Raw genomic sequence first — 20,011 nt, 5'->3', positions numbered from 1 at the left:
CAAGACGAGAGGTAATTATTTTTCCCCTCTTGTCTGACTGACGTCAGACGTAATTTACCCTCGAAAAAATGACTGACAAAATCAGAGGACGAACCGATGTTCGCGTCGCGTCTGGACTTCGGCGGGTGGTATCTCACGACCACGAATTGTGACAGGTTGCCCACTTGCCAGCTTCCCAAATGCGGGCCCTTCGGGAATCCCGAGCGTTTCTGCCTTCGACGGGTCGAACGTCGATATTTGGGCGACGACCGCGTCCTCCTGAATCGTCACCTCGTCGTATTTCTGTCGGAGAACAGCCACCAATGCTTCGACGAACTCGCGGCGGTTCGCGGGGTCGGAAACGGCTGCCTGCGCGCCGACGCGCGTGCCCGCTTCCTCAGTCGTGAACGCGAGCAGTGTCGATTCTGCGGCCGTCCGAACGGCCTCGCGGTCGATACCTTCCGCTTCCTGGACGAGGTCCGCGGGCAGCGAGACAGTAGTGAAGTCGTCGGTCCACGCCTCGCGCGCGGTGCCGAATCGGAGGCCGTCGTCCACTGAACAGAGCGCGGTTTCGAGAGCGCTGACCGCGTCGAGCGCCACGGCGTCCGTCTCGCGCACCCATCTTTCGCTGACGACGCGGAAACCGAGGGACTCGATAACCGCGACGAGGTCCGGTTTCTCGCCGTCCACGACGGCGTGCGCGGCGTTGCTTTGCTCGAAGGCGCGCGCAATGGTCTCGCGGTTTTGTTCGGGGGTTCCCATGTCGGCGAGACACCAGTCTGCAGCGATGTGCCCGACTGCCCAGTCCGTTTCCGTGACGATGCGCGTCGGCCGCGGGACGTAGTGGCCGCCGCCGAACGCGACGAGTTGGCGCTCGCGGTCGGTCGGGACGCCGTCGAGGCTGAGAATCGCTTCGGCCACGGCGCGTGCGGCCTCTGCGTCCTCCCATTGTTCGTCGCCGCTGCCGAGTTCGACGAACATCGACGGGACGCCTACTTCGGAGGGGCCGTGGTGGGTACACTCCATGCCTACGTCGTAGCCGTCTGGTGCGTGCTCTGCGAGGGCCGCGACGACCGCCTTGTGCGCGTTCGGGCAGGCGCGGGCCAGCCCCCCCTCGACGCCGCCGTACTCCGCAGGTCCGAAGTTCCCGGTGAAGTGGGCGGTCAAAAGCGGGCCGGTGTCGCCCGCGTGCCGGGAGGCGAACACGAGGTAGTCGGGGTCGTCGAAGGCCCCCGCTGCGTCTTCGAGTTCGATGTGCAGGTCGTCGAACTCCCGAAGTTCGAACCCATCGGTATGGTAGACGGTTCCGCCGCCAGCCCCGTCGGGTCGGCGCTCGTCGGTCGATTCGGTCCAGTCTGCGAGCGCGTGCAACTGCTCGCCGATGTGGACGGAGGCGTGGTCGGCGCGGCTGACGACGATTCCAATCACACACGTTGGTCCTGCGGGCGAGAAATAAAAGCCGTCGGAGTTGGAGAGAACGGCTTAATAAACCGAGCGAGAAACGGTGAACAATGGCGCTGCATCCTGCAATAGTCTCTCTCCCAATTTCGTCGCGGGCACTCGAAAACGGGATTCTCTTGCTCGGATCGTTTCTGTTGCTCTTGCTCGGTGCGGAAGTGTTCACGAACGGCGTCGAGTGGCTCGGCCATCGACTCGGCGTCTCCGAGAGCGCGACTGGGAGCATCCTCGCGGCCGTTGGAACCGCGCTCCCTGAGACGATGATACCGCTCATCGCAATCGTCCACGGCCTCGCGACCGGCGACACGTCTGGCGCGGACGAAGTCGGCGTCGGCGCGATTCTCGGCGCACCGTTCATGCTCGCGACCATCGCGATGTTCCTCATCGGCGTGAGCGTGCTCTACTTCTCCCGGCGACGGTCGTACGGCCCGGAGTTTCACTTCAACGAAGTTTCGACCCGCCGGGACCTGAGTTTCTTCCTCGTGGGCTACACGCTCGCGTTCACCGCCGCGCTCGTCCGCTGGCGGCCGATTCAACTGGCTATCGCTGCCTCGTTGCTCGTCCTTTACGGCGTCTACGTCTATCGCTCGCTCAAGAGCGGCGAACTCATCGAGGGTGGCGACCTGGACGACCTCCACCTTGGCTTGTTCATCGAGCGCGGGTGGGGTCCCATCCCCGGTATCGGCGACGCCGCGAAAAACTACAGCGACGACCCCTCGAAGAAACTCGTTCTCGTCCAGACCTTCCTCGCGCTGGTGTTCATCGTCGCGGGGGCGCAGTTGTTCGTCACAGAAGTCGAGTTCTTCTCAGAGGAGGTCCTCACCATTCCGGCGGCCGTGGTCGCTCTCCTGCTCGCACCGCTCGCGACCGAACTCCCGGAGAAGTTCAACAGCATCATCTGGATTTCACAGGACAAGGACACGCTCGCCATCGGGAACATCACCGGCGCGATGGCGTTTCAGGGGACGCTCCCGGTTACGCTCGGCATCGTGTTCACCTCGTGGAATCTCTCGCTCGAGTGGGGGTCTGCTGGCTTCTTGAACGCCTTCTCTGCCGTCCTCGCCATCCTCTCGGGCGTCCTCCTGTACCTGCGCGCGAGAACTGTAAACGAGGGCAACATGAAGCCACTGCCGTTCCTCATTGGCGGCGCGTTCTACCTGCTGTTCATCGTCGTGCTCGTCTACCACGTTCTGTTTCTGGGACTTAGCGTGACCGGCGGAAACTGACGCGAGACGACCGTTTTATTCCGGCCTACCGCGTGGCCACTGCCATGCAGGTGTTTGGACTTCTCGGGAACCCCGTCGGGCACTCGCTGTCCCCGCCGATGCACGAAGCAGGCTACGCGGCGCTGGGAATGGACGCGCGCTACGTCACCTTCGAACCAGCGCCGAGCGACCTCGAAACCGCGATTCGGGGCGCGGACGCTCTCGGCATTGCAGGGCTCAACGTGACGATTCCGTTCAAACAGGACGTTCTGGAACTCGTCGAACCTGACGACCTCGCCGCGCGCATCGGCGCGGTCAACACCATCGACTTCTCGGGCGAGACGCCGACGGGCCACAACACGGACGCCGTCGGCGCGGTTCGGGCACTGCGCGACCACGACGTAAACCTGTCGGGCGAAGCGGTCGTGGTTGGCGCGGGCGGCGCGGGCCGGGCCGTCGCGTTCGGCCTCGCGGACGAGGGGGTGACCGTCCGCATCGCAAACCGAACCGAACAGACCGCCCACGACCTCGCGGCGGTGGTCCCGAACGCGACTGGCCACGCGCTCTCTGAACTTCCCGCGCTACTCGAATCGGCGTCCGTGCTCGTGAACGCGACGAGCGTCGGCATGGAGAGCGACGAGACGCCCGTCCCGCGCGACGCGCTCCACGCAGACCTCGCGGTTCTGGATGCTGTCTATCGACCGCTCGAAACTCGCTTGCTCCGGGACGCCGCGGCGGTCGGGGCGACGACGGTCGACGGCGCGTGGATGTTGCTCTATCAAGGCGTCGAAGCCTTCGAACGGTGGACCGGTCGTGACGCGCCTGTCGCCGAGATGAATACCGCGTTACGTGAACGTCTTTAAGTGCGAAGCCTTTCTATCGAATGACATGGGTCTGTTTGACTGGCTGAAATCGTTGCTCGGTATGAACGAGTCGCGCCCCGAACGGCGCGGCAACGACGGTGTTGGGGTTCCTATCTCGGACAGCGAGGAGGAGTCTCAAGCGTCGTCCGTTTCGAGTGACACCGACGCTGCGGCATCTACGGAATCGCTGACTGACGAGGCGGACGAGACGCCCGGCGCTACAGAACCGGCCGAGGCGGTCGGACCCGCCGACACGACGACGCAGGACGCCACCGCGTCCGTAGAGGAAGTGGAGCCTGACGCGGAACCGGACGAGGAAGCCGACGCAGCGGCGACCGACACCGAGGCGACAGCCTCCACGGAAACGATGACCGACGAGGCCGACGAGGAAGTCGGCGCGGCAGAACCAGCGGAGGCCGTCGGTCCCGTGGGTGGAGATACGGAGGAACCCCTCACCGTCATCAAGGGCATCGGCCCGGCCTACGCAGACCGTCTCGAAGAGGTCGGTATCGGCTCGATTGCGGACCTCGCGGCCGCGGATGCGAAGGAAATCGGCGAGGCAATCGACGTGTCACCAAAGCGCGTCGGCCGCTGGATCGAGCGCGCCAAACACCGCGTATAGACGCACCAAACCACAAGAGGGTTAGTCGCACACCGACTTTCTGACTGCATGACTGGGCCAACCGTCGTGACCGACAGGGCCTCGTTCCGGGGACCGGCACGCGACGCCCCTCCCGGCGGGCGCGTGCCGGTCGAGGTGCAGGTCACGGTTTCAGACCCGTTTCTCGCCTACCGCCGCGCGCGCGACGGCCCCTGCGGCGTCTTTCTCGAAACGACGGGTGGCCAATCGGGGTTCGGCCTGTTCGCGGTCGACCCGGTGGACCACCTCGAAACGCACGTTTCTGGCTACTCGGCGGCTGGCTCTGAATCACTCACCGCGCTCGCCGAGCGCCTCGACCGCGAGACGCTCGTCCGCGGCGACTGCGACGTCCCCTATCCCTGCGGGGCAATCGGCTGGCTCTCCTACGATCTCGCCCGCGAACTCGAACGCCTCCCCGAGACGACCACGGACGACCGGGGGCTGCCCCAATTACAGGTCGGCGTTTACGACTGTGTGGCCTCGTGGGAGGAACCACACGAGGGCGACGTGACCCTCCGCATTACCGCCTGCCCCGAGGTCGGTGACGACATCGACGCCGCCTACGAGGCGGGCAAAGCGCGGGCGATTGACCTGGCTACTGCCGCGCTCTCGGGTGACCCGGCCGTGCCGTCTCCGACTTCGACGGCCGGGCCGGTCACCTTCGAATCCGACTGCGACCGCGAGACGTTCGCAGCGCGCGTCCGTCGCGTAAAGCAGTACATTCGCGATGGCGACACGTTCCAAACGAACATCTCACAGCGTCTCTCCGCGCCCGCAACCGTTCACCCCGTCGAGGCCTACGCGGCGCTCAGACGGGTGAATCCCGCACCCTACTCAGGGCTCATGGAGTTCCCCGGCGTGGATCTCGTGAGTGCCAGTCCCGAACTGTTGCTCTCGGTCGATGGCCGACGTGCGACGACGGAACCGATTGCCGGGACGCGACCCCGCGGAGAGACGGAGGAAGAAGACGTCCGCCTCGAAGCCGACCTGCTCGGCGACGAAAAGGAGCGCGCAGAACACGCGATGCTCGTCGACTTGGAGCGAAACGACCTCGGGAAAGTGTGCGAGTACGGGACCGTCGAGGTCAGCGAGTACCGACGTGTAGACCGCTACTCTGCCGTGATGCACCTCGTCTCGCTCGTCCGCGGCACGCTTCGCGAGGACGTGACGGTCGCGGACGCGGTGGCCGCCGTCTTCCCCGGCGGGACGATAACCGGCGCACCAAAACCCCGGACAATGGAGATTATCGACGAGGTCGAAACCACCCGCCGTGGACCCTACACCGGGTCGATGGGTGTGTTCGGGTTCGACGGCCGGGCGACGCTCAACATCATCATCCGCACGCTCGTCCGACACGCAGACCGCTACTACCTGCGCGTCGGCGCGGGCATCGTCCACGACTCGGTCCCCGACGCCGAGTACGACGAGACGCTCGACAAGGGGCGGGCGCTCATCGCCGCCTTAGACGAGGCGCTCGGCGCACAGGGTGACATGGAGGTCGAAGAGTGATACTCGTCATCGACAACTACGATTCGTTCGCCTACAACCTCGTTCAGTTCGTGGGCGAGTTCCACCCCGACATCCTCGTCCGGCGCAACGACGCCCTCTCTGTCGCCGACGTTCGTGAACTCGACCCGGACGGCATCGTCGTCTCGCCCGGCCCAGGCACGCCCGAGGAAGCGGGCATCTCGATGGCTATCTTCGCGGACCTCGACTATCCGACGCTCGGCGTCTGTCTCGGCCATCAGGCACTCTGTGCGGCCAACGGCGCACCAGTGGGCCACGCCCCGGCGGTCATTCACGGCAAGTCCTCCCAGATGGTCCACGACGGCGAAGGTATCTACCGCGGCCTGCCGAACCCGCTCAAAGTGGGGCGATACCACTCGCTCGCCGTCCGCCGAGAGGACCTCCCCGAAACGCTCATCGAGACGGCGTACACGGAGGACGAACACGGCGTCGTGATGGGGGTTCGCCACCGCGAGAAACCCCACGAAGGCGTCCAGTTTCATCCTGAGAGCATCCTGACCGACGCGGGCAAACAACTCATCGAGAACTTCGTCAACCAATGTATTTCCACGTAAACGGCGAACTCGTTCCGGAAGCGGAGGCAACTGTCTCGGTGCGCGACCGGGGATTCATGTACGGCGACGCCGCCTTCGAAACACTCAGAGCCTACGGCGGGAGCGTCTTCGAGTGGCCGGCCCACGCCGCCCGCCTGCGTCGCACCTGCGAGACGCTCTCGCTCGACCACGGGCTTACGGACGACGACCTGCTCACCCGCATTCAGGAGACGCTCGACGCGAACGACCTCGAAGACGCCTACGTCAAACTCTCCATCTCGCGGGGCGTCCAACCGGGAAAACTGACGCCCGCGCCCGAAGTTGACCCGACGGTGGTCGTCATCGTGAAGGAACTCCCCCGCGGCGGGACGGCGGGAACCCCGGTCTGGGACCGCCCGGCGGTCGTCCAGACGGTGAAGACCCGGCGGATTCCAAACGAGGCGGTTCCGGCGGACGCGAAGACGCACAACTACCTGAACGGAATTCTCGCCCGCCTCGAACTCAGCAAGGCGGCCTCTGACACCTACCAGGCCGACGAGGCGCTCATCCGCGACGCCGACGGAAACATCGCCGAGGGCGCGACGAGCAACGTCTTCTTCGTCGTCGACAACGCCCTCCGCACGCCGACGACGACCGGCCCGGTACTCCCCGGCGTGACCCGCGACATTGTACTCAAACTCGCCCGCGAGGAGGGAATCCCCGTCGAAGAGGGAACCTATACCCCCGACCAGCTTCGCCGCGCGGACGAGGCGTTCCTCACGAACACGACGTGGGAACTGCGCCCCGTCGAATCGGTAGACGGGATTCAGGTCGGCGGCGGTCCGGTCACCGACCTCCTCTCGCTCGTGTTCAAGGAGTACGTCGAAGAGCGCAATTACCAGGGCTGAGACAGACCTGCAGGGCTGTGCGGTTCATTGCCGTCGGCTATCGTTCTCAGTCGCAGAGTTGCCGTTTCACTCGCGTTCAATCACAACAGTTGAACCAGACGGTTCCCAAGCGGGTCCATGGACGAGGATAGTCGCATCGCGTCGCTCGACGAGATTCCGACGGACAGCACCCTCCTGTTCACCGTCCGCGAGGGCTTCGACAAAGTCGAAGTGATTTGCATCGAACTGGCCGACGGCGTGGCCGCGTGGCGAAACTACTGCCAGCACTGGACGGACGTGCGCCTCGACAAGGGCAGCGGCGCGTACGTCAGAAACGGAGAAATCGTCTGCGAGAAACACGGCGCATATTTCGAAGGCGACACAGGGCGCTGCACCCTCGGTCCCTGCGAGGGCGCGTTCCTGAACGAAGTCGAGGTGGCCGTCGAGGACGGCGTAGTGTACCTCACCGACGACCGCTACGAGTTCGAACACCTCGGGCCGTCGGGAGCGTACGACCTCTCCTCGGGCGGGCGCATCGACTTCACCGGAAATTAGGTCGCCTCGACGCGGAAGGCGGGTTGGTCGAGGCTCTCGCTTTTGCACTCTGGACACCGCGAGGGCAGGTTTACCGGGTCGTCGAACCGGTCGAACCCACACTCTCTGCACGTCGGCGGGGCGACGAGCAGTTGCTCGCCGGTGCCGTCGAGCGTTTTGGCGACGTGTTCGATGTGGGAGACGACGGCGTGGGGAGTGAGGTCGAGCGCGACGGCGAGTTCGCTCGCGGTCGCGGTTTCCTCACGAAGATACTCGGCGATGCGCTGTCGAGTCGTCTGCTCTGCTTCGCGCATGGAGGACTGTGCGTGCCAGGCGACCAACTACTTGTTGGCGGCGGAAACTGTCCGTGCTATGGTGTGTGATGCTTTTATACAACTTTTGGCCAGCTATCGGACGAATCGCGCTTCGTCGTTCACTTTTTTCGTGTTTCAATCGGCCTGAATTTCCAGCCTGAGGCAAAAAGGTCTTAGCCACTCGCTTTGAGTTATCGAACTATGCAAGCAGTCGTTCTGGCGGGTGGCTATGCGACGCGTCTCTGGCCGATTACCAAACATCGGCCCAAGATGTTTCTCCCGGTCGGCGAAGAGACGGTTATCGACCGGATATTCGACCAACTCGAAGCCGACGACCGCATCGAGCACGTCTACGTGAGCACGAACGAGCGGTTCGCGGAGGACTTCGAGCAGCACTTAGACGAAAGTACGTACGAAAAACCGCGTCTCTCCGTCGAGGAAACCACCGAGGAAGACGAGAAGTTCGGCGTCATCGGCGCGCTCGCCCAACTGGTAGAGCGCGAGGGCATCGACGACGACCTGCTCGTTATCGCGGGAGACAACCTCATCTCCTTCCAGGTCAGCGAGTTCATCGACTTCTTCGACGAGAAGCGAAATCCGGTGCTCGCCGCCTACGACGTGGGGTCGCTCGACCGCGCGAAATCCTACGGCCTCGTGGACATAGACGGCGACGTCATCGTGGACTTCCAGGAGAAGCCGGACAACCCAAAGAGCACCCTCGTCTCCATCGCCTGCTACGCCTTCCCGCAGGACGCATTGCTGTTCGAGGAGTACCTAAACGGCGGCAACAACCCCGACGAACCCGGCTGGTTCATCCAGTGGCTGTTCAGCCGGCAGGAGGTAAACGCCTACACCTTCGAGGGCGCGTGGTACGACATCGGGACGCCAGAAAGCTACCTCGAAGCCATCGCGTGGTCACTCGGTGGCGAGAACATCGTGGCCGACTCGGCGTCGCTCGACAACGTCACGCTCGGCGAGAACGTCCTCATCATGGAGGGGGCGACCCTCGAAAACGTGAATGTAGACCAGTCGGTCATTTTCCCGAACGCGACCATCGAGAACTGCGACCTCCGAGAGTGCATCATCGACGAGGAAACCCACGTCGCGAACGTGGACCTCGCCGGCGCGCTCATCGGCGCACACACGCACCTGACGAACGGTCACTGATTTTCCACAGCACTCGGTTCGAGCGTCGCGTCCGTGATCCGAAGGCGGCCCCGTGTGCCCTCCCACTCGGTCTCGTATTCGAGTGCGATGCGTCGGTCCATGTGCGGCCCATCTACGACGAACGTCTCGAACTCGCCGCCTTCTCCGAGGATGTGGACGCCGTACTCGTCGTTGAGTTCGCGCAGTTCGGCGAGCGCGTCTTCGTCGAGGGTGCGACCAAGCCACGATTCGTCTAAGCCGTAGGCGGCGACCTGGATGATTGTGATTTCGAAGCCAGCAGCCAGCATTTCGGCCGCGAGTTCGTCGGTGTCGCGCTGCCACAGCGGCGCGAACAGGTCGATGCCGAGGCGGTCGCACATCGCCTGAATGCGACTCGTCTGATACTCAGATTGAATCGCTCCGGCGGTTACGCCCGCGATGGATTCGGTTTCCATGAGTTCGCGCAGCGCCGCCTCGAGCGGTTCGACCTCCGCGTCGCCCTGCTCGCCCGACTCGGTGGCCGATTCTGCGCCAAGGTGGCCCGGATGCACGTCGATGAGTGGAATGTCGATGCTCTCTGCGGCGAGGGTGGCGAGGTCCGTCGCTGGGACGTGGTACATGTAGGAATCTCCCTCGGGGTGGACCGTGAGGAGATGGGAGACGGGGAGTCCCTCTTCGAGCGCCCGGTAGAGCGCCCACGAGGAATCCTTCCCGCCCGAGAAGAGGCTGACCCACGTGCCGGCTGCGTCGTCTGCCATACCCGTGGTTGGCGGTGGGGGGATTTACACGCCGCGGACTTATTCGGGCAGTTCGTCCCGGAGGCTGCCGCCGGTCACGTAGGAGGTGAGGCGGACGCCGATGAGGCTGATTAGGACGCCGCCGATGACGAACACGGCGAGGCGCGTCCCCGTAGAGAGCGTGAACCCGGAGACCGAAACCGCGCCGAACTGGAGGTCCGGGACGGTGAACTGGCCGATGATGCCGGCGCGTTCGAGGAAGTAGGCCGAAAAGCCCCGCACGACGAGGCCAACGGCGACCACGCCGAACGGGAGGTTCATGTACGACGACCGAATCGCGTCTTCGCGGATGGATTCGTCGATGAGTCGCCCCGTACTCGCGGTGAGCGCGGCCATCGCGAGCCACGGCACGCTGTCGAAGATGAACTGCATCGCGAGGATGAAGACGGCGTCGGTCGCTTCGAGGCTGGAGACGCCGATTGCGCCCGCGAACACGCCGACGAGCGCGAGACCGGCGGCCACGACGTACGTCACGATGGACACCTGCCCCGAGTAGAGCGCGTCGCGGACGCCGCTCGCCGCCCGGGAGATGGCGTCGTCGATGCCCAGCCCCTTGTAGAGCAGGAAGATGCCGATGACCGCCGTGATGGCCGCGATGGCGACGGTCGGACTCTCTGCGAGCATCAGGAGAACCGGGAAGACGAGCAGGGCCGCCCCGATGGGGACGAGGATGGTCTGGCGCAGTTCTTCGTCCGCGAGGAACTGTTTGAGCAGGTAGTAGGTCGATTCGAGGTCGCGGGCTTGCCGGACCACGACGCGGTCTACGGCGTCGACGCGTACCCGACTCTCGATGATAGGGACGAGGCGTTCGTCCTCGGTGCTGTCGATGACGACGACGGCGGATTCGGGGTCGTAACGGTCGATGAGCTGGTCGACCTGTCGGGCGACGGCACGGTCTGCGTTGACGGCGTCACCGGTTCCGGAGACGACGGCGACGACGGCGTCTTCGTTCGTATCACGTAGGTCGCGGGTGATTCGCAGGGCTTCGAGCAGACAGTTCACATGGCTGTCCTCGGGGTCTGCGATTCCCACTTCGGTGACCAGCGACGCGACGGACTCCCACCCCGAGACTGGCGTTTCGATTCCAGTCTGCGGGATGACGTCGCCGCGGTCGACACAGACGACCAGCGTTGTCACGGTAAAATCGAGACGCCGGTCGAATAAAAAACCTGCCTACAGCCGGATGTTCATCTCGCCCTGTTCGCCATCCTGCGTGAGGACGCGACCGACACCTGCCCCCGCCGCGTAGGCGATACGCTCTGCGCTGAGGCTGAACCGCTCGACGAGTCTGCGCTGGGGTGTGAACTCGACGACCGACACGGATTCGACGCCGAGCAGTTCTGCGACGCGGTCTTCTACGTCGTCGCGCGTGCCGAGTGCGTCCACGAGACCGAGGTTCAGGGCTTCCTCACCGAGATACACCTTCGCCTCCGTGGCTCGCACCTCCGCCTCCGTCAGGTCGCGTGCGGCGGTCACCCGCGAAACGAAGTGGTCGTAGAGGTCGTCGATGATACCCTGGAGGTACTCGCGTTCTGGCTCGGAGAGTTCCTTGAGCGGCGTGCCCGCGTCCTTGAATTTCCCCGCGGCGAACCGCTCGTAGGAGAGACCGAGTTTGTCGGCTAGCTCGGTCGCGTTCACCCGCGACCCGATGACGCCGATGGAGCCGACGATGCTCGCGTCCCGCGCCCAGAGTTCGTCACAGCCGGAGGCAATCCAGTAGCCACCGCTCGCACACACGTCGGTCGCGTACGCAACGGTTGGCCCCTCGAAGCGTTCGACGGCGAGGCGAATGTCGTCGCTCGGAACCACCTCGCCGCCGGGCGTGTTCAGCCGCACGATGAGCGCGTTTACGTTCTGGTCGTCGTTCGCGGCGTCTATCTGGTCTACGAATTGGTCTGCGTGCGCCCCGCCTGGCGTCGAGGGGAATCGCCCCCCGCCGTCGCGGCTGATTGGCCCTTCGACGGCCACCTCCGCGACGTTGTAACCGGGAAACCGCGACTGGGCGACCCGCCCGGCGAGACGGATGCCGAGGACGACGGTCAGTATCGTCAGGAGGACGCCGACGACGCCGCCGAGCGACCCGCCGGGGACGACGACGAACGCCCACCAGCCGACGAGGAGCGCCACGACCGCGCCGACGAGAAGAACGAGGATGCGACCGACCTGTCCGCGTCGGTCATCGCTATCTGTTGCCATGTCGTGGGGTGGGACCCACGCAGGGAAAAGCCTTTAGTGGCTTTTCCGGTGACACGCTTGTGGAGTTTTCCGTGTCAGGCCGACACAGTGCTGTGGCTCACTGGGTTGTGAACGGCACCGAAAAACGCGATTCCCGAACTTAGAGCATCCCGGTCTTCTGCAGCTTCATGAGGTCCTCGGTGTCGAGGGTCTCGCCGTCCTTGAAGCGCTGATAGATTTCCTCGGCTTCTGCCTTGGCTTCCTCGCGCTTCTCCTCGCGGGCGGAGCGGCGTTCTTTCTCCTCTGCCTTGTCCATCTCGCGGAGGCGCTTCTGGACGCGCACGAAGTCGTTGTGGTGCTGGTCGGCCGCTTCCTGGGCCTCGACGAACTTCTCGTGCATCTCGTCTGCTTTGTCACGGATGTCATCGGCCTCGCGGTAGGCCTCGATCATCTCGTTGTGGTGCTGCTGGGCCTTGTCTGCCAGTTCCGTCACCTTCTGGTGGTGCTGGCTGGCCTCGGCGCGCACTTCCTCTGCTTCGGCGACGAGTTCTTCGAGATTGTCGTTGTCGTCGAGTTTCTCTTTGCGGCCCTGATACTCCTCGCGCTTGTTCTCGATTTTCTCGATGAGTTCGCGCTCGTCTTCGGTCGAGAGAACCTCGGTCTGCTGTTTGAATTCGAGTTGCTCGATTTCCTTCTTGAGCTCCTCGAGGCCTTTGCCGTTGTCGAGTTCGAGGTCCGATTTCATCGACTCGACCTTCTCGAACAGCTCGTTTGCTTCCGCGTTGAGCTCGTTGCGGAGCTTCTTGTGCTCCTGAACCTGCTCGTTCAGCGAGTCACGCTGTTCGCGGTGCTCCTGGGCCTTGTCTACGGCCTCACGAGTCTTCGCGTTGAGTTCGTCGCGCTTGCTTGCGCGTTCGGAGGCCATCTGATTCAGCTCGTTTCGTCGGTCTCGGAGCTGGCCAGCGAGTTTGATGAGTTGGCCTTTAGAATCAGTGTCGAGGTCGTCTTCTGTCAGTTCGATGTTTTTGGACTGGTCTAGCGTTTGTACCATAGTTAACTCACGATTCCATTACCGCACCGGCGCGTGGCAGTTGCCACTCAGTGGGGATGATAAGCAGCCGATAACACGTTGTCCCTGTCATTCTGCGTGCTGTACTGCCAAACGCCGGTGGCGTTCTGGTACTCGGTAATACCCACTGCGACGTTATAAATGTTGTGCATCCTGCGACCTATGCAAGCACGTAACAATCGCTATACGGGGATGCGTTACGGTGTGGCATGACACGAATTCAGTATTTAAACAAACCCTTGCGCTGTACGGCGTATTCATATACCCAGAAAACGGAACCGACGGGCCCGCCCCCAACGAGCCCGAACGCAGCGTCCGTCTCTGGCCGCGGATCGTAGTCCCACTCGCTACCCCCGTAACGAGCCGTAGAGCGTCATCGAGGTCACCCTCTCCCCTCATCTTGTAGTGAGGGACGACCAGCATATACGAGTGATACCTAAACGCTTTGAATTTCGTTCAACTCACCAGTGACGGTGACGCTCTCCTGTACTTTCACTTTCACTCCGCGCACGGGTCGATTTAACAGTGGTAGCGTGCCATCCCTGAGGTATGTTGGAGAAACTCACCTGCACCTGCGAGAACCCCGAGTGCGGTCGCACGCTGCACGACGACCGCCTCATGCTCTCGATGCGAACCGAGGTCGGCGAACGTCGCGCCTACGAGTGCGAGTGCGGTGCGGTCACGGTGACGGTCGTTCGGTAAGGGAGTCGCCGCGACCGACAGCAGGTAGCCTAAATAGTCCCGCCGAAAAGCGGGGTCATGGACGAAGTTGTACACGCCCACGGGCACGAGAACGTGTCAGGGCTCCATTCTTCGACGTTCGAACTCACGAGCGACGACTTCCTCACGCCCGCCGGCGACTGCATCCTCGGCATCGAAGCCGACCGCGTCCCCGCCGACTTCGACGAGGCCTTCGTCGAGGCGTGCCAGTCGGCCGAGGCGACGCTCACGGCAACGCTCGACGTTGGCGACCTGACCGAAACGGTCACGGGCCGGGGCCACTCGGATATGACCTTCGAGAACGACCGTAGCCTCGTCTTCCGAACGAGCGAGTACGTGGACGACCGCACAGTGATGGTCGGCGCGGACAAGGCCGCGGCGGACCTGGACCGCGATATCGTGGCCGCGCTCGCAGCCGGCACAGACTGTACGCTCACCCTCTCGGTCGAGTAGGGCCGCGCACGCGCGAGTGAACGCTGTTCATCCTAACCGGCGAAAACGTCTCCTCGTTCGAACAACTATCGAAATATATGAGTGAGCAGTGTACCTACTGCGGGGCGGACGTGTACGTCCACGACCCGGTGTTCGTCGAGGAATTCGACGGTGGCACGCGGGTCGAAACCGGTCAGTTCTGTAACTACGCCTGTCTCACAGCTCACATCGAGGAGAAGGGACTCACGACTGGTGCGGCTTGTGAGTGGACGCCGCGGCCCGCCAACTGACCTTTTACCCCGGCCGCACAACCCACTCGTATGCCTGAGGAACCCGCAGCGAACATCAGCGGCGGCGCGGACGGTGGCGGAACCGCGGCCCGCTTCGCCAGTGGCGAACCAGCCACCCGCGCCGAGGCCGTCGTCGACCGACTCGGCGACCTGTACTGGCAGAAACAGTACGGCGGGCAAGATGCCTTCACCTGCCTCGTCCGCACCATTCTCAGCCAGAATACGAGCGACGTGGCGAGTCAACCCGCCCACGACGCGCTCGTAGACCGGTACGGGGGTGAGGACCTCGCCGTTTCGCTCGCCGACGCAGCACACGACGAACTGGCGGAGACAATCCAGTCTGCAGGTCTCTACAACCAGAAGGCGACGGTCATCATCGAGGCCGCAGAACGAATCGTAGACGAGTACGGAAGTGCAGCAGAATTCGACGACTTGGTGAAGGGAGAAGCGCCAGCAACCGTCCGCGACGACCTGCTCGACATTCGCGGTGTCGGCCCGAAGACGGCCGATTGCGTCCTCCTGTTCGCAGGCGGACGGACCGGAGTGTTCCCCGTCGATACGCACGTCCATCGCATCTACCGGCGGCTGGGCATCGCGCCTGCTGACGCAGACCACGAGGAAGTCAGAGCCGTCCTCGAACGCGACGTTCCCCCGGAAAAGTGTGGCTTCGGGCACACCGCGAGCATCCAGTTCGGCCGGGAGTACTGTTCAGCACGAAAACCGGCGTGTCTGGACGACCCGGACGCCTGTCCGATGGCGGACCGCTGTGACCAGGTCGGTGTCTATCCGGAACGTGGTGAGGTCGTCGACCCGTCTGCGGCCATCGAATAGCCATCGCGAAAAAAGCGTGTCGTGACTGCCCGGTCTCCTACATCGACTTCGACGGGGCACCTTCGAGAATCTCGTCCCAGTGTGCCGGGTCGAAAACCTCGTAGCCCTCTATCTCCATGAGGCCGAGCGACTCGTAGGCAATCTGGAGTTTCGCGAGGGCGGCCGCGTCCGGCAAGTCGACGATCAGGACGAAGTGGTACGGGCCAGTTCCGTAGTAGAGCGTATCGATTTCACCACCCACGTCGTGTATCATCTCGGTCCCGATACGCCGCCGTTCTTTGTTCTCGTCGGGCGTAATCGTCCGCCCTTTCTCAGTCCGCTTTGCCAGCACCGCAAACTTTGGCATGATTTTCCCCTCTGTGACGTACGTACAGGTTACGTCAGTTGAGAAATCGACGGGAGTGGGGATAATTATTTTCAGGACGAGCGTTTTAGACGTGAATTACCGAATTCTCGGACAGTCAGGTCGTCGTATCGTCGAACCGAGTTGCTGGTCGAGTGGCTGGGCTGAAACCGTCGGGCGGTGGGCTACCGCGCCAGCATCACGACGGCAAGGATGGCAAAGCCGACGCCGACGATGTCAGAGAGGTCCATCGAGTCGCCAAGGACGAGAACCGCGATGATGGCGGCGACGACGAAGTACAGCGCACTCACGGTGGTCACGATGCCAGTTCGCCCCGCACTCAACCCGGCGTAGAAGGCGACGGCGGCGATGCCCGAAAAGACGCCCGCAGCGATGGCGAAGGTGAGGCCCGGCCCGCCGACGCTCAGGTCTTTTCCGAGCGCGAGAACGTAGCCGAGGGCGATGACGATGCCGACGATGTAGGAGATAATCATGGCCACCTCGGGTTCGAGCGAGCGTGTCGCCATGTCGGCGAAGACGGCCCACACGCCCCACGAGACCATCGCGACGAGCGCGAAGACGACGGCGAGATTGTTGCTCATGGGCGAGAAAAAGCCCGAGGCAACCGTAGGCGCTTCGACTCAGCGCCGGAGTGCGGCCACGACGAGGCCCGTGATGAGAACGAAGGCGATGAGCGAGAGGTTCGGGACGGTGAGGCCGGCGACTTTGAACAGCACCGCGCTGCAACTCGACCCGCCGGCGTCGAAGCTACAACTCGTCACCGCTGCTGTCGGGACGAGTTGGATGTAGGAGTGGTACGCGGCGATTCCAAGGCCAAGCACCGAGAGCGGGAGCACCATCTTGAACACCTCGACGCGAGATTCGAGCGTTGCCACACCGAGAATCACGACGAGCGGGTACATCAGGATGCGCTGGTACCAGCACAATTCACAGGGAACGAGGCCGAGGCCGAGGCTCAAGTAGAGACTGCCGACCGTGGCGACGGTGGCGACGGCTGTCGCCGCGGCGAGCAGGTGTTTCGCCCTCAGTTCAGTTGCCGCCATTGACGAGCGATTCGATGGCCGAACGGGTTCGTTCCTTTTCGAACGGCGAGTAGCCCGTCCCGTCGATGACGAGCGTCGGCGTTCCGCTCACGCTAGCCTGATTGGCCGCGTCTGTGGTTGCCTTCACGGCGTCCTCGTACTGGCCGGAGTCGAGTTGTGATTCGAACTCGTCGATGGAGTTGACGCCCGCCTCCTCTGCGAGAATTTTGAGGTTCTCGGTGGTCGCCCACTGCTTGTCTTCCGGCGGCTGGTTCGCGAACACGTACTCGTGGAACGGCCAGTAGTGTTCGGGGTCTACGTTCCACACCGCGAGTCCGGCCTGGGCGGCGCGCGGGGCGTCTTCGCCGAGGAACGGACTCCCGTTGCTCCCGTAGGAGAGGGCGCGAAATTCGAGTGCCAGATCGCCGGGTTCGACGTAGTCGGTCACGATTGTCGAGAGCCCGAGCGCCCGCGAGTCGTCGGTCGAAAACAGCTTGCAGGCTGGACACTTCCAGTTCCCGAAGTAGGTGATTTTCGGCGCGTCGGACGACCCCATCGTCGCGTAGGTGTGGTCGCCCGGCGATTCGGGGAGCGGGGCGTTTGCCGCAGGCGAGTCGAGGGCTGCGTCGCTTCGCGGTTCGAGTTCGTAGCCGCCGCCACCGCCGCCGAGACAGCCGGCGAGGGCCGCGGTTCCGACAGCGCCACTGGCCACGAGGAGTTGTCGTCGCGTGAGGGACATTGGTTCGTGTCGCCACTACGTACCGGAGAACGTAACGGCTTCGGCTTCCCCGAGAGCTTTGGTATCACGACCCAATCGTCTGGCATGCCGCTGCGCTACTTCGAGGACCTTTCCGTCGGGGAGACTCACGACGTGGGTCCAGTCCAATTCACCGAGGCGGACATCGTCGCCTTCGCAGAACAGTACGACCCCCAGCCGTTTCACACTGACCCGGACGCGGCGCGTGAGGGCCCCTTCGCTGGGCTCGTCGCGAGCGGGTGGCACACCTGCGCGGCGACGTTCCGCCCCATCGTCGCCGACGTGTTCTCGAACCTGGCCTTCGCTGGCGGGTGGGGGGTAGACGAGTTGCGGTGGCGTCGGCCCGTCCGTCCGGGCGATGCACTCTCCGTGTCGGTCGAACTGGTCGAAAAGCGCCCGCGTGACGACCGTCGCGGTGACGTAGACTACGATATCGTCGTGAAAAATCAGCACGAGGAGACGGTGGTCACCTACCGCGACCACGTGATGGTAGAACGGCGCGGTGGTTAGAGGAAGCGGAACGTCTCGAGGTTCTTCGGCGCGAAGGTGCGCATGTTGAACTCGTGGTAGAGCGCAGACGAGAGGTCCTGCGTCGAGGACTCGTCCCCGTGGACACAGAGCACCTTCTCGGGCCGTGGGTTCATGGTGCGCACGAAGTCCATCAGACCCTTTCGGTCTGCGTGGCCGGAGAAGCCGTCGACCGTCTCCACGTTCATGTTGAGCTTGAGCGTGTTCGAGCGACCGGCACCGTCGTTGATTGGAATCTCGTCCCAGCCGTTCTGGATGCGTCGCCCGAGCGTCCCCTGTGCCTGGTAGCCGACGAAGACGAGCGTCGTGCGCTCGTCGCCACCGAGGTGTTCGAGCCAGGACATGATGGGGCCGCCAGTGACCATCCCGGAGGTCGAGAGGATGATAGCCGGACCGCCGTCGGTGACGTCCTGGCGCTCCTCCTCGCCGCCGTCGATGTGGTTGAACTCGGGGGCGAGGAACGGGTTCTCGTTCTCGTGGAAGATGCGGTCGCGCAGGTCGTCGCGGAGGTACTCTGGGTAGGTCGTGTGAATCGCCGTCGCCTCCCAGATCATCCCGTCTAGGTGGACGGGCATCCTCGGAATCTTGCCCTCGCGCATGGCCTCTTCCAGCACGAGCATGATTTCCTGGGAGCGACCGACGGCGAACGCCGGAATCAGCACCTTCCCGCCCTTCTCGTGGGTCTCGTTGATGATTTCGATGAGGCGCGCCTCCGAGTCCGCCTGGTCAGTCTGGTAGTCGTTGCGCCCGCCGTAGGTCGATTCGAGGACGAGCGTCTCGACGCGCGGGAACTCGTTGACCGCGCCGTTGAACAGGCGCGTGTCCTTATAGTGGATGTCGCCGGAGAACGCCACGTTGTAGAGGCCGTCGCCGATGTGGAAATGGGCGATGGCGCTTCCGAGGATGTGCCCGGAGTTGTGGAGCGTGAGTTTGATGTCTGGCGCGATGTCCGTCACGTCGCCGAATTCGAGCGGGATTGTGTGCTTGATGGTCTCGCGCACCATCTCGGACTCGTACGGCGGCGTTCGGCCTTCCTTCGCGGCCACGTCGAGGTAGTCGAGCTGGAGCAGGCCCATCAGGTCGCGGGTCGGTTCAGTCGTGTAGACTGGCCCGTCGTAGCCGTACTTGAACAGCAGCGGCAGCAGGGCGGAGTGGTCCAAGTGAGCATGAGTCAGCACGACCGCGTCGATGGAGTTGAGCGGCGTGACCTCGGGGACGTGGAGGTAGGGCACCTCGTCTTCTGCACCCGGTTTGTCACCACAGTCGATGAGGATGCGGGTTTCGGGCGTCGAAAGGAGGAAGCTTGCGCGACCAACTTCGCGACAGCACCCGAGGGTCGTGATGCGAACCCAGTCCTCTTTGGACATCTCGCGGCGGTGAATCTGGCGTCCAATGCGCTCTAAGATGTCGCGGCGTTCTTCGCGTTCCTGCTTCAGGAAATTACGCACGTTCGAGACCGTGGAGGACTCGATTGGTGGGGTGCGGACGACTTCCGGCGTCCAGCCCACCTTCTGCGTGATTTCACGAAGCGTCGAACCGTGGCGGCCGATGACCATCCCAGGTTTCGCTGCTTCGATGACGACCTCGCCAGTGTCGATGTGGAAATCGAGGTCAGTGACGCCCGCTTCCTCGGGGATGACTGAGAGAATCTGCTCGCGCGCCGTCTCTGGCGCGGTGAGCACGTCGGGGTCCGGTCGAACCGTGATGCGTTTGCGGAGCTTGCTGGCGAGCGTCCGAATCAGGTCGCCGTTCTGGGCGAACTCCTTTGGGTCGCGTGTGTAAATGACGAGCTCCGGCCCCTCGTACTTGACGTCGGAGACGGTGATGTTGCTCGGCAGTTCGCTCGTAATCGTTTCTTTCAAATCCTCAAGTTGCCGTTCTACAGTACTCATAGGTCAAAATTGGCTGCAATTTGGGTGGTGGGTCTTCCGCTCTGCCCTGCTCTGGTCCGTGCCCGGAGC

At 63.5% G+C, this 20,011-nt stretch carries 24 protein-coding genes; 13 read left to right on the top strand and 11 right to left on the bottom strand.

Annotated features, from left to right (window positions below; translation table 11 throughout):
• Window positions 1-81 precede the first annotated feature (81 nt).
• Entirely contained in the window at window positions 82-1,407 is a 1,326-nt protein-coding gene (locus tag P1M51_RS10560) for a D-aminoacyl-tRNA deacylase (RefSeq protein WP_276248169.1), read from the bottom strand.
• An 83-nt stretch (window positions 1,408-1,490) separates the two neighbouring features.
• On the opposite strand from P1M51_RS10560, the gene P1M51_RS10555 reads away from it, so the two are divergent.
• From P1M51_RS10555 to P1M51_RS10525, 7 genes are all read left to right on the top strand, one after another.
• On the top strand, window positions 1,491-2,663 hold the full coding sequence (locus P1M51_RS10555; protein WP_276248168.1) for a sodium:calcium antiporter: 1,173 nt from the start codon (window positions 1,491-1,493) through the stop codon (window positions 2,661-2,663).
• A 44-nt stretch (window positions 2,664-2,707) separates the two neighbouring features.
• Complete coding sequence (locus P1M51_RS10550; RefSeq protein WP_276248167.1) at window positions 2,708-3,505, top strand: shikimate dehydrogenase; 798 nt, start codon at window positions 2,708-2,710, stop codon at window positions 3,503-3,505.
• Between the two features lie 25 nt (window positions 3,506-3,530).
• The gene (locus P1M51_RS10545) at window positions 3,531-4,127 is read left to right on the top strand and encodes a helix-hairpin-helix domain-containing protein (RefSeq protein ID WP_276248166.1); all 597 of its coding nucleotides are present in this window, start codon (window positions 3,531-3,533) and stop codon (window positions 4,125-4,127) included.
• Between the two features lie 48 nt (window positions 4,128-4,175).
• Window positions 4,176-5,654 (top strand): aminodeoxychorismate synthase, component I, encoded by a 1,479-nt coding sequence (gene pabB / locus P1M51_RS10540; protein ID WP_276248165.1) that lies wholly within the window; start codon window positions 4,176-4,178, stop codon window positions 5,652-5,654.
• Complete coding sequence (locus tag P1M51_RS10535) at window positions 5,651-6,226, top strand: aminodeoxychorismate/anthranilate synthase component II (RefSeq protein ID WP_276248164.1); 576 nt, start codon at window positions 5,651-5,653, stop codon at window positions 6,224-6,226. The genes pabB and P1M51_RS10535 overlap by 4 nt, the downstream gene beginning before the upstream one ends.
• On the top strand, window positions 6,211-7,092 hold the full coding sequence (locus P1M51_RS10530; protein ID WP_276248163.1) for an aminotransferase class IV: 882 nt from the start codon (window positions 6,211-6,213) through the stop codon (window positions 7,090-7,092). The genes P1M51_RS10535 and P1M51_RS10530 overlap by 16 nt, the downstream gene beginning before the upstream one ends.
• A 117-nt stretch (window positions 7,093-7,209) precedes the next feature.
• Complete coding sequence (locus P1M51_RS10525) at window positions 7,210-7,626, top strand: Rieske 2Fe-2S domain-containing protein (RefSeq protein WP_276248162.1); 417 nt, start codon at window positions 7,210-7,212, stop codon at window positions 7,624-7,626.
• Here the strand turns inward: P1M51_RS10525 and P1M51_RS10520 are convergent.
• Window positions 7,623-7,919, bottom strand: coding sequence for a transcriptional regulator (locus P1M51_RS10520; protein ID WP_276248161.1), 297 nt, complete (start codon window positions 7,917-7,919; stop codon window positions 7,623-7,625). The genes P1M51_RS10525 and P1M51_RS10520 overlap by 4 nt on opposite strands.
• 201 nt (window positions 7,920-8,120) lie before the next feature.
• Here P1M51_RS10520 and P1M51_RS10515 point away from each other — a divergent pair, with 201 nt between their 5' ends.
• Window positions 8,121-9,086: an NDP-sugar synthase gene (locus P1M51_RS10515; protein ID WP_276248160.1), complete on the top strand. Its 966-nt coding sequence runs from the start codon at window positions 8,121-8,123 to the stop codon at window positions 9,084-9,086.
• On the opposite strand, the gene P1M51_RS10510 is transcribed toward P1M51_RS10515, so the two are convergent.
• The 4 genes from P1M51_RS10510 to P1M51_RS10495 form a co-directional block, all read right to left on the bottom strand.
• Complete coding sequence (locus tag P1M51_RS10510) at window positions 9,080-9,823, bottom strand: diphthine--ammonia ligase (protein ID WP_276248159.1); 744 nt, start codon at window positions 9,821-9,823, stop codon at window positions 9,080-9,082. The genes P1M51_RS10515 and P1M51_RS10510 overlap by 7 nt on opposite strands.
• A gap of 39 nt (window positions 9,824-9,862) precedes the next feature.
• The gene (locus P1M51_RS10505; RefSeq protein ID WP_276248158.1) at window positions 9,863-10,999 is read right to left on the bottom strand and encodes a DUF373 family protein; all 1,137 of its coding nucleotides are present in this window, start codon (window positions 10,997-10,999) and stop codon (window positions 9,863-9,865) included.
• Window positions 11,000-11,035: 36 nt separating this feature from the next.
• A complete protein-coding gene (sppA, locus tag P1M51_RS10500; RefSeq protein WP_276248157.1) occupies window positions 11,036-12,058 on the bottom strand; it encodes a signal peptide peptidase SppA in 1,023 nt (340 codons plus the stop codon).
• 139 nt (window positions 12,059-12,197) lie between these two features.
• Complete coding sequence (locus P1M51_RS10495; RefSeq protein WP_276248156.1) at window positions 12,198-13,088, bottom strand: coiled-coil protein; 891 nt, start codon at window positions 13,086-13,088, stop codon at window positions 12,198-12,200.
• Between the two features lie 567 nt (window positions 13,089-13,655).
• On the opposite strand from P1M51_RS10495, the gene P1M51_RS10490 reads away from it, so the two are divergent.
• The 4 genes from P1M51_RS10490 (at window position 13,656) to nth (ending at window position 15,379) form a co-directional block, all read left to right on the top strand.
• On the top strand, window positions 13,656-13,808 hold the full coding sequence (locus tag P1M51_RS10490) for a hypothetical protein (RefSeq protein ID WP_276248155.1): 153 nt from the start codon (window positions 13,656-13,658) through the stop codon (window positions 13,806-13,808).
• A 57-nt stretch (window positions 13,809-13,865) separates the two neighbouring features.
• Window positions 13,866-14,279: a DUF371 domain-containing protein gene (locus tag P1M51_RS10485; RefSeq protein ID WP_276248154.1), complete on the top strand. Its 414-nt coding sequence runs from the start codon at window positions 13,866-13,868 to the stop codon at window positions 14,277-14,279.
• A gap of 77 nt (window positions 14,280-14,356) precedes the next feature.
• Window positions 14,357-14,548 carry a hypothetical protein gene (locus P1M51_RS10480; RefSeq protein ID WP_276248153.1) on the top strand — a complete coding sequence of 64 codons (192 nt, stop codon included), beginning with the start codon at window positions 14,357-14,359 and terminating at the stop codon, window positions 14,546-14,548.
• A gap of 30 nt (window positions 14,549-14,578) precedes the next feature.
• The gene (gene nth / locus P1M51_RS10475) at window positions 14,579-15,379 is read left to right on the top strand and encodes an endonuclease III (protein WP_276248152.1); all 801 of its coding nucleotides are present in this window, start codon (window positions 14,579-14,581) and stop codon (window positions 15,377-15,379) included.
• 37 nt (window positions 15,380-15,416) lie between these two features.
• Here nth and P1M51_RS10470 read toward each other — a convergent pair whose 3' ends face one another.
• The 4 genes from P1M51_RS10470 to P1M51_RS10455 all read right to left on the bottom strand — a co-directional run bounded on the left by P1M51_RS10470 (window position 15,417) and on the right by P1M51_RS10455 (window position 17,504).
• A complete protein-coding gene (locus P1M51_RS10470; protein ID WP_276248151.1) occupies window positions 15,417-15,725 on the bottom strand; it encodes a GYD domain-containing protein in 309 nt (102 codons plus the stop codon).
• Window positions 15,726-15,907: 182 nt separating this feature from the next.
• Window positions 15,908-16,324, bottom strand: a complete 417-nt coding sequence (locus P1M51_RS10465; RefSeq protein WP_276248150.1) for an EamA family transporter — start codon at window positions 16,322-16,324, stop codon at window positions 15,908-15,910.
• A 39-nt stretch (window positions 16,325-16,363) separates the two neighbouring features.
• On the bottom strand, window positions 16,364-16,786 hold the full coding sequence (locus tag P1M51_RS10460) for a disulfide bond formation protein B (RefSeq protein WP_276248149.1): 423 nt from the start codon (window positions 16,784-16,786) through the stop codon (window positions 16,364-16,366).
• Entirely contained in the window at window positions 16,773-17,504 is a 732-nt protein-coding gene (locus P1M51_RS10455) for a DsbA family protein (protein WP_276248148.1), read from the bottom strand. The genes P1M51_RS10460 and P1M51_RS10455 overlap by 14 nt, the downstream gene beginning before the upstream one ends.
• Window positions 17,505-17,510: 6 nt before the next feature.
• On the opposite strand from P1M51_RS10455, the gene P1M51_RS10450 reads away from it, so the two are divergent.
• Window positions 17,511-18,032: a MaoC family dehydratase gene (locus P1M51_RS10450; protein WP_276248147.1), complete on the top strand. Its 522-nt coding sequence runs from the start codon at window positions 17,511-17,513 to the stop codon at window positions 18,030-18,032.
• Here P1M51_RS10450 and P1M51_RS10445 read toward each other — a convergent pair.
• Entirely contained in the window at window positions 18,029-19,942 is a 1,914-nt protein-coding gene (locus P1M51_RS10445; RefSeq protein ID WP_276248146.1) for a beta-CASP ribonuclease aCPSF1, read from the bottom strand. The genes P1M51_RS10450 and P1M51_RS10445 overlap by 4 nt on opposite strands.
• Window positions 19,943-20,011: the final 69 nt, after the last annotated feature.

The organism is Haladaptatus sp. QDMS2 (assembly GCF_029338295.1).
GTDB lineage: Archaea > Halobacteriota > Halobacteria > Halobacteriales > Halococcaceae > QDMS2.
This window is presented reverse-complemented; position numbering and strand designations above follow the sequence as displayed.